Raw genomic sequence first — 8,485 nt, 5'->3', positions numbered from 1 at the left:
AGCCGCGCGCAGGCCAGCATCGCCTCCAGCGCCTCGGGCACCATCGGCATGTAGATCACGACGCGGTCGCCCTTCCCGACACCCTTGGCGCGCAGCGCCCCGGCAAGGCGGGCGACGCGGTTTCTGAGCTCGTCATAGGTGATCTTGTGGACGACGCCCGTGACCGGGCTGTCGTGGATGATCGCCAGCTGACCGCCGCGCCCGGCCTCGACGTGGCGGTCCACCGCGTTCCAGCAGGTGTTGACCATGCCGTCGGGGAACCACTCGTAAAGCGGCGCCTTCGAGGCGTCGAGCGCGGTTGCGGGAAAACGGTCCCAGTCGATGGCCCGCGCGGCCTCCAGCCACCAGCCCTCGGGGTCGGCCTGCCACCGCGCATATTCCTCGGCATAGCTCATCTCGTCCTCCTCCCGGGTCGTCCTCGCGCGCTGCGCGCCGGTTTACGCGCCGTCGCAGTCGGCGTCCAGCCGGAGGTGGCGCCCGGTCGTTGTCGAGAGATTCCTCATTCGGCGCGCCTGGTGGGAGACTGCGTTGTCCGGGATCGCGCGCCGCGCGCCGGGGCGCCGCGCCTGACGCGCTCGCGCCGCGCTGCGCCTTGAACCCTGCGGATGCCGGGCGCAGGGTCGCGCGGGACAGGAGGACACCCCATGACCCACCGCTTCCAGTGCCGCGTCTACTACGAGGACACCGACATGGGCGGCATCGTCTATCACGCCAACTACCTCAAGTTCATGGAGCGGGCGCGCAGCGACTGGGTGCGCGCGCTGGGCCTCGACCAGCGGGCGATGCGGGAGGCAGGCACCGTCTTTGCGGTGCGGCGGATCGCAGCAGAGTATCTGAGGCCCGCGCATTTCGACGATTTGCTGGACGTGGAGACGGAGGTGGTCTCCGCCCGCCCCGCGCGGATGACCCTGCGCCAGCGGGTGCTGCGCGACGGCGCGGCGCTTTTCGACGCGGAAGTGGAACTGGTGGCGATCGGTGCGGCGGGCCGGCCCGTGCGGCTGCCCGAGGTCCTGCGCGCCCTCGGGGGTTAGCAGGCCGGCACCGGCCCGCCGCCGCGACGCGCGCCCGGCAGGGCGCAAGGAGCAGACCGCACGCCGGCGACAAATCGCGGATGCAAGGGCCGATCACGCGCGGTTGTATTGGCCTTGGCGCGTCAAATCCGCTAAAAGCGGGGCCAATGAGGTTGCGCCGCACGCGCCGGGGGTGCGTGGCGGGACGGCGGCCCGGGGCAGGACGGGGCGGCAGCGGCCGCGCCGGCAAACGACGAGCAGGCGGAATGGAAACGGAAACCCTGGCGCTCGCGCAGGAGATGGATTTCTCCATGTGGGGGCTCTTCATGCGCTCCACCCTCACGGTGAAGCTGGTGATGGTCATCCTCGTGCTGGCCTCCTTCTGGGCCTGGGCGATCATCATCCAGAAGCTTGTCGCCTATCGCGCCGCACGCAGCGAGGCGCGCCGCTTCGACGAGCGGTTCTGGTCGGGCCGGCCGCTGGACGAGCTTTACGAGGATCTGGGCCCCGAGCCCTCGGGGCGGGCGGAGCGTGTCTTTGCCGCCGGCATGGCGGAATGGCAGCGCAGCCACACCGGCGACGGCGGGCTGATCGCAGGCGTTCAGGCGCGCATCGAACGCAGCATGGACGTGGCCATCGCGCGCGAGAACGAGGACCTGCAGAAGGGGCTGACGGTGCTGGCGACGGTGGGCTCGACCTCGCCCTTCATCGGCCTCTTCGGCACGGTCTGGGGGATCATGCACAGCTTCATCCAGATCGCCGAGGCGGGCAACACCAACCTCGCGGTCGTGGCGCCCGGCATCGCCGAGGCGCTGCTGGCCACGGGCCTCGGGCTTCTGGCGGCGATCCCGGCGGTGATCTTCTATAACAAGCTCTCGGCGGATGCCGATCGGATCACCGCGGGCTACGAGGCCTTCACCGACGAGTTCGCCACCATCCTCAGCCGCCAGCTGGACGGGTGAGCCGATGGGCGCAGGGGTCACGCAGAATGCCGGGATGCCGCGCCGCGGGCGCGGCCGCCGCCGCCGCGCGGTGCCCATGGCAGAGATCAACGTCACGCCCTTCGTGGACGTGATGCTGGTGTTGCTGATCATCTTCATGGTCGCCGCGCCGCTGATGACGGTGGGGGTGCCGGTGGACCTGCCCGAAAGCGCGGCGCGCTCGCTGCCCACGCCGGAGGAGGAGCCGCTGACCATCACCCTCACCGGCGAGGGCACCGTCGCGATCCAGACCACCGAGGTGCCCACAGAGGAGCTGATCCCGCGGCTGCGCGCCATCGCGGAAGAGCGCGAAAGCCCGCAGATCTACCTGCGCGCCGACGGCGGCGTGCCCTACGCCCGCGTGATGGAGGTGATGGGCGCGCTCAATGCCGGCGGCTTCGACCGGATCGGCCTCGTGACCGAAAGCGGCGGGCCGCGCTTCGGCGCGGAGGAATGAGGGGCCGCGCGTGCACGTCGGGCATTACATCTCGGGCGCGGGGCACCTGCTGCTGCTTGGCTGGGCCTTCCTCGGCGGGGCCTTCGAGTCCGAGCCGCTGCCGATGGAGGTGGCCGAGGTGACGCTTCTGAGCGGTGAGGACTACGCGGCGCTCGTGGCGCCGCAGGACGCGCCGCAGATCTCGCCCGGCATCTCGGACCTGGATGCGCCGGACACGCCCGCGCCCGAGCCGCCGGAGGCAGAGGCGCCACCGCCGCGCACCGCGCCCCCCGAAACGGCGGCAGAGCCCGCCCCTGACGAAACGCCCGCGCCGCCCGAGCCGATGACGCCCGCGCCGGAAGTGGAAACGCCCGACCCGGCGCCGGAACTGGCGCCGCCGCCCGACAGCGCGCCGCCCCTGCCGGAGGACAGCCCGCGCCCGCAGCCGCGTGCGGCCGACCGCGTGGCGCCCACGCCCGCGCCGCCGCAGCCCCCGGAGGCCGAAACCGCGCCCGACCCGGTGCCGCAGGCCGAGCCTTCGCCGGAGGACGCGCCCGAGCCGGAGCCCGCGCCGGAACCCGCCGCGCCCGAAGAGGCCGCGCCGGAGATCGTGACCGAGGCGGAGGAGGCGCCCGCAGGCGCGCCGGAAACCTCGCTGCGCCCGGCGGCCCGGCCCGAACGGCCCGCATCCGCCGATCCGGAGCCGGCGGAGCCAGAGACGGAAACCGCAGAGGCGCCCGATCCAGAGCCGGCACAAGGCGAAACGGAAACCGCCGAGGCCGCCGATCCTGATCCCGATTCAGCGCCACAGGACAGCGAGGCCGACCGCGAGGCCACCAGCCAGGCAATCGACGACATCCTGGCGCAGGTCACAGACGGGGGCGAGAGCGCGCCCGCCGCCGGCGCCCCGCCGCTCAGCCTGGGCGAGCGCGACGCGCTGCGGGTCGCGGTGCAGGACTGCTGGGTGGTGGACGTGGGCAGCCAGGCCGCAAACGTCACCGTCGTGCTGGGGATGGAGATGAACCGCGACGGCACCGTGGTGGACGGCAGCCTGGAAATGGTTTCCGCCGAGGGCGGCAGCGGGCGGGCGGTGGAGACCGCGTTTCAGGCCGCGCGCCGCGCGGTGCTGCGCTGCCAGCAGGACGGTTACGACCTGCCGGACGAGAAATACGAGCACTGGCAGCGGATCGAGATGGTCTTCGATCCCTCGGGGATGCGGCTGCGATGATCGCCGGCCGGGCCGCATATCCTCCGGGCGCATATCCTCCGGGCGCGACGGGGCACGAAGCGCCTCGAGAACCCGGCGAGGGGAGCCACGGGCTTGAACCGGCGGCGCGGAGCGGTTTGAATCGGGGCCGGGGGATGGCGGGAGCGCGGCCACCGGCGGCGGAAGGGAGAGAGCGATGATGCATCGGCGACGCCTGCTCGGGGGACTGGCGGCCCTGCCTGCGCTGGCATTGGCCGCGCCGGCACTGGCGCAGGACGGGCCGCTCAGAATCGAGATCACCGAGGGCGTGGTGGAGCCCATGCCCTTCGCCGTGCCCGATTTCGTGGCCGAGACGCCTGATGTGGGCGACTGGGGAGACCGGCTGGCCCGGGTGGTGGCGTCGGACCTGACCGGCACCGGGCTGTTCCGCGAAATCCCGCGCGAGGCGCATATCTCGTCCGTCACCAGCTTTGCCTCCCCCGTGGCCTTCGCCGACTGGAAGGCGGTGAACGCGCAGGCGCTGATCACCGGCGCCGTCTCGGTGCAGGATGAGCGGATCGCGGTCAAGTTCCGCGTCTGGGATGTCTTCGCCGGAACCGAGCTGGGCGACGGGCTGCAGTTCCAGGGCACGGCCGAGGGCTGGCGACGCATGGCGCACAAGGTGGCCGACGCGGTCTATTCCCGGATCACGGGAGAGGGCGGCTATTTCGACAGCCGGGTCGTCTTCGTCTCCGAGACGGGGTCCAAGGGCGACCGGCAGAAGCGCCTTGCCATCATGGATTACGACGGCGCGAACCTGCAGTATCTGACGGACAGCGACGCGATCGTGCTGGCGCCCCGCTTCTCGCCCACCGGCGACCGCGTGCTCTATACAAGCTACGCCTCCGGGCAGCCGCGCATCTACCTGCTCGACGTGGACTCCGTCTCGCGGCGCGAACTGCCCACGCCGCAGGGCGCCACGACCTTTTCGCCGCGCTTCAGTCCCGACGGGCGCGAGGTGCTCTATTCGCAGGCAGGCGGCGGCAACACCGACCTGTGGCGCATGGACGTGGCCAGCGGAGAGACCGCGCGCCTGACCTCGGCGCCGTCGATCGAGACCGCGCCCAGCTACGCGCCGGACGGATCCCGCATCGTGTTCGAGAGCGACCGTTCCGGCAGCCAGCAGATCTACGTCATGGAGGCCACGGGCAGCGAGCCGCGGCGGATCAGCTTCGGCGAGGGGCGCTATGGCACGCCCGTCTGGTCGCCGCGCGGCGACATGATCGCCTTCACCAAGCAGGCGTCGGGCCGCTTTCACATTGGCGTGATGCGCACGGACGGTTCGGAAGAGCGCCTGCTGACCGCAAGCTTCCTCGACGAGAGCCCGACATGGGCGCCCAACGGCCGCGTGATCATGTTCAGCCGCGAAACGCAGGGCGAACAAGGGTCATCGGCGCTTTATTCCGTGGATGTCTCGGGGCGCAACCTGCGGCGGGTGCCGACGCCGGCGGGGGCCTCGGACCCCTCCTGGGGGCCGCTGCAGGACTGAGGCGGCTTTCGCGGGAACATCGCGCTGTGGTATTGAACGACAAACGCCGGGCAACCGGAAGATTCAGGCGAGTGAGCGGGCACATGAGGACGGGCATGACACATCTGGGCAAGGTTGCGCTGGTCGCGGGGGCGCTCGCGCTCTCGGGATGCGGCGCGAACGACCGCTTCGGCGGGGCGGGAATGGACGACGGCGCTATGACCGGGGCCGACGCGGCAGGCATGGAGCCGGGAAGCGCCTCGGATCCCACGAGCCCCGCCTATTTCGAAGAGGCGGTGGGCGACCGTGTCTTCTTCGCCGTCGACCAGTCCACCCTGACGGACGAAGCACGTTCCGTGCTGGACGAACAGGCAGAGTGGCTGACGACCAACAGCGATTTTTCCGCCACCATCGAGGGCCATGCCGACGAGCAGGGCACGCGGGAATACAACATCGCGCTGGGCGACCGGCGGGCCAACGCGGTGCGCGACTATCTCGTCAGTCGAGGGGTTGCGCAGAACCGGCTGCGCACCGTGAGCTTTGGCAAGGAGCGTCCGGTCGCGCTCTGTTCCGACGAAAGCTGCTATTCGCAGAACCGGCGCGCGGTGACGGTGCTGGCGCTGGGCGCGGGGGTCTGAGGCGATGCGGCGCGCGGCGGCAATCCTGCTTTGCGTGATGGGGTTGGCGCTGGCCCTTCCTGCCGCCGCGCAGGACGACCGCGACCGAACCCTGGCCGACATCCGGCAGGACCTGAGCGTGCTCTTCGTCGAGATTCAGCGTCTTCGGCGCGAACTGTCCACCACCGGCGGACCCTCCGTGCAGACCGGGGGGGACAGCGTGCTGGACCGCGTCAACGCCATCGAGAGCGAGCTGCAGCGCCTGACCGCCCGGACCGAGGAACTGGACTACCGCATCCAGCAGATCGTCGAGGACGGCACCCGGCGGATCGGCGACCTCGAGTTCCGCCTCGTCGAACTGGAGGGCGGCGATACCAGCCAGCTGGACGAGACGACGACGCTGGGCGGGGACATCGACGAGGGCGCCGCGGCGCCTGCGCCGGACCGCGCGCCCGGCGGCGGCGCGCAGCTTGCCGTCGGCGAACAGGCGGATTTCGAGGCCGCGCAGGCCGCACTCGATGCGGGCGAAGGTGATCGTGCCGCAGAGCTTTTCCGCGACTTCCGCGAAACCTATCCCGGCAGCCCGCTGGAGCCGCGCGCCTATCTGGGCCTCGGGCGTGCGCTTGAAGCCGCGGGTGACATGCGCGAGGCGGCGCGCACCTATCTGGACGGCTTCTCGGCCCACCCGGAGGCGGAGGTTGCCGACGAGACGCTCTACCGCCTGGGCCTCGCGCTCGGCGCGCTCGACCGGGTCGACGCCGCCTGCCCGATCCTCGCCGACGTCGAACTGCGCTTCCCGGCGTCGCCCTACGCGTCTCGGGCGCAGGAGGAGATGGGCGAGCTGTCCTGCCCGTGACGCTGGACCGGCGGGTTTCCGCCGAACTGGACCGGCTCCTGCCCCAGACGCCCGCGCGGCTGGGTGTCGCCGTCTCCGGCGGGGGTGACAGCATGGCGCTCCTGCATCTTGCGCGGGCCTGGGCCCGATCGCGTGACATCGCCCTGCACGCGGTGACGGTGGATCACGGCTTGCGCCCGGAGGCGGCGGCAGAGGCGGGTTTCGTCGCAGCCGCGGCCGCCGCGCTCGACGTGCCGCACACGATCCTGCGCTGGCAGGGCTGGGACGGGCGCGGAAACCTGCAGGATGCGGCGCGACAGGCGCGGCGACGCCTGATCGCCCGCTGGGCTGCGGGGCAGGGGATAGCGGCGGTCGCGCAGGGCCACACGCTGGACGACCAGGCAGAGACGGTGCTCCTGCGGCTCGCCCGCGGGTCCGGCGTGGACGGGCTGGCCGGGATGGCGGCGGTCACCCGGACAGCCGGCGTGACGTGGCTCCGGCCGCTGCTTGGGGAGCGGCGCGCCGAACTGCGCCAATGGCTCGCCGCAAGCGGCCTGTCCTGGGTCGAGGATCCGTCCAACGATGACAGCCGCTTCGCGCGCGTGCGGGCGCGCGGGCTGCTGGCGGAGCTGGCGCCGCTTGGTCTGGACGCGCCGCGACTTGGACGCACCGCGCGTGCCATGCGCCGCGCGCGAGAGGTTCTGGATAATGCTGCAGTCGACCTGGCCGCGCGGGCGGCCGAGGTCACGGCAGGGGCCGTCGCGATCGACCGAACCCCGCTTGCGGCCGCGCCCGAAGACACGCGCCTGCGGCTCGTGGCAGGTGCGATCGCGCTGATCGGCGGCAGGCCATACCGCCCCCGGCTCGACGCGCTCGAAGGGGTCGTCGCCACGGGCGAGGGCACGCTTGCAGGCTGTCGCCTCGTCACCGAAGCCAATCGCCTCTGGATCGCCCGCGAAGCGGCGGCCGCCGCGGACGGGTCGAGACCGGGCGATGTCTGGGACCGCCGCTGGCGCGTCACCGGCCCTGAGCCGGGGCGCCGGATTGCCGCGCTGGGTTCCGCGGGCCTGTTGCAATGTGCCGGCTGGCGGGCAGCGGGCCTGCCGCAGGCGGTGCTGGAGGGCAGCCCGGCCGTCTGGGACGGCCCGGAGCTGATCGCGGCGCCGGTCGCGGGAAAACCGGCCGGCTGGCACGCCGCGCCGCTCATCGGGGCCCGCGACCTTGCCGCGCAGTTCGCGGCACATTGAACCGGCGGCCCCGTTGTCTATGTTATCAACAAGCCTGTCGTGCTAGGCAGGAGCTGACATTTCACGGGAGTGCTTCCTTTGGGCAACGCACGCAACATCGCCTTCTGGGTGGTTCTGTTCCTTCTCATCCTCGCGCTCTTCAACCTGTTCTCCGGCGGCAACTCGACGCTGCAGAGCCGCGAGATCGGCTATTCCGAGTTCGTCGAGGCGGTGGAAGACAACGAGGTGAACGCCGTCACCCTGGACGGCGAGCGCATCCGCTTCCGCGGCGCGGACGGTAACGACTACGTCGCCGTCAAGCCGGAGGATGCGCAGGTCACCGACCTTCTGATCAGCAACAATGTCGAGGTGCGCGCCGAGGTGCAGGAACAGTCCGGCTTCCAGACCTTCATCCTGTCGCTGCTGCCCTTCCTGCTGCTGATCGGCGTCTGGATCTACTTCATGAACCGTATGCAGGGCGGAGGCCGTGGAGGTGCGATGGGCTTCGGCAAGTCAAAGGCCAAGATGCTGACCGAGAAGCATGGCCGCGTCACCTTCGATGACGTGGCCGGCATCGACGAGGCCAAGGAGGAGCTGGAAGAGATTGTCGAGTTCCTGCGCAACCCGCAGAAGTTCTCGCGGCTCGGCGGCAAGATCCCGAAAGGCG

10 protein-coding genes are annotated in these 8,485 nt (G+C 71.3%); 9 read left to right on the top strand and 1 reads right to left on the bottom strand.

The genetic code is table 11. The features are described 5' to 3' along the window. On the bottom strand, positions 1-395 hold a 395-nt coding region (locus ACLFOB_RS12920), incomplete at its 3' end, for an acetyl-coenzyme A synthetase N-terminal domain-containing protein (RefSeq protein ID WP_410926326.1). Positions 396-644: 249 nt separating this feature from the next. On the opposite strand from ACLFOB_RS12920, the gene ybgC reads away from it, so the two are divergent. From ybgC to ACLFOB_RS12875, 9 genes are all read left to right on the top strand, one after another. Further along, positions 645-1,031 carry a tol-pal system-associated acyl-CoA thioesterase gene (gene ybgC / locus ACLFOB_RS12915; protein ID WP_410918603.1) on the top strand — a complete coding sequence of 129 codons (387 nt, stop codon included), beginning with the start codon at positions 645-647 and terminating at the stop codon, positions 1,029-1,031. A 245-nt stretch (positions 1,032-1,276) separates the two neighbouring features. After that, complete coding sequence (gene tolQ, locus ACLFOB_RS12910) at positions 1,277-1,972, top strand: protein TolQ (RefSeq protein WP_410918602.1); 696 nt, start codon at positions 1,277-1,279, stop codon at positions 1,970-1,972. A 4-nt stretch (positions 1,973-1,976) separates the two neighbouring features. Beyond that, entirely contained in the window at positions 1,977-2,447 is a 471-nt protein-coding gene (gene tolR / locus ACLFOB_RS12905) for a protein TolR (RefSeq protein ID WP_410926325.1), read from the top strand. A 10-nt stretch (positions 2,448-2,457) separates the two neighbouring features. Further along, a complete protein-coding gene (locus ACLFOB_RS12900) occupies positions 2,458-3,654 on the top strand; it encodes a hypothetical protein (RefSeq protein ID WP_410926324.1) in 1,197 nt (398 codons plus the stop codon). Between the two features lie 178 nt (positions 3,655-3,832). Further along, the gene (gene tolB, locus ACLFOB_RS12895; RefSeq protein ID WP_410926327.1) at positions 3,833-5,161 is read left to right on the top strand and encodes a Tol-Pal system beta propeller repeat protein TolB; all 1,329 of its coding nucleotides are present in this window, start codon (positions 3,833-3,835) and stop codon (positions 5,159-5,161) included. 95 nt (positions 5,162-5,256) lie between these two features. After that, positions 5,257-5,778, top strand: a complete 522-nt coding sequence (gene pal, locus ACLFOB_RS12890) for a peptidoglycan-associated lipoprotein Pal (protein ID WP_410916936.1) — start codon at positions 5,257-5,259, stop codon at positions 5,776-5,778. Between the two features lie 4 nt (positions 5,779-5,782). Beyond that, positions 5,783-6,613, top strand: coding sequence for a tetratricopeptide repeat protein (locus ACLFOB_RS12885; RefSeq protein ID WP_410916935.1), 831 nt, complete (start codon positions 5,783-5,785; stop codon positions 6,611-6,613). Continuing rightward, positions 6,610-7,839 (top strand): tRNA lysidine(34) synthetase TilS, encoded by a 1,230-nt coding sequence (tilS, locus tag ACLFOB_RS12880; RefSeq protein WP_410926323.1) that lies wholly within the window; start codon positions 6,610-6,612, stop codon positions 7,837-7,839. The genes ACLFOB_RS12885 and tilS overlap by 4 nt, the downstream gene beginning before the upstream one ends. A gap of 78 nt (positions 7,840-7,917) precedes the next feature. Beyond that, on the top strand, positions 7,918-8,485 hold a 568-nt coding region (locus ACLFOB_RS12875; RefSeq protein ID WP_410926322.1), incomplete at its 3' end, for an ATP-dependent metallopeptidase FtsH/Yme1/Tma family protein.

This window comes from Rhodosalinus sp. (assembly GCF_046542825.1).
GTDB lineage: Bacteria > Pseudomonadota > Alphaproteobacteria > Rhodobacterales > Rhodobacteraceae > Rhodosalinus.
This window is presented reverse-complemented; position numbering and strand designations above follow the sequence as displayed.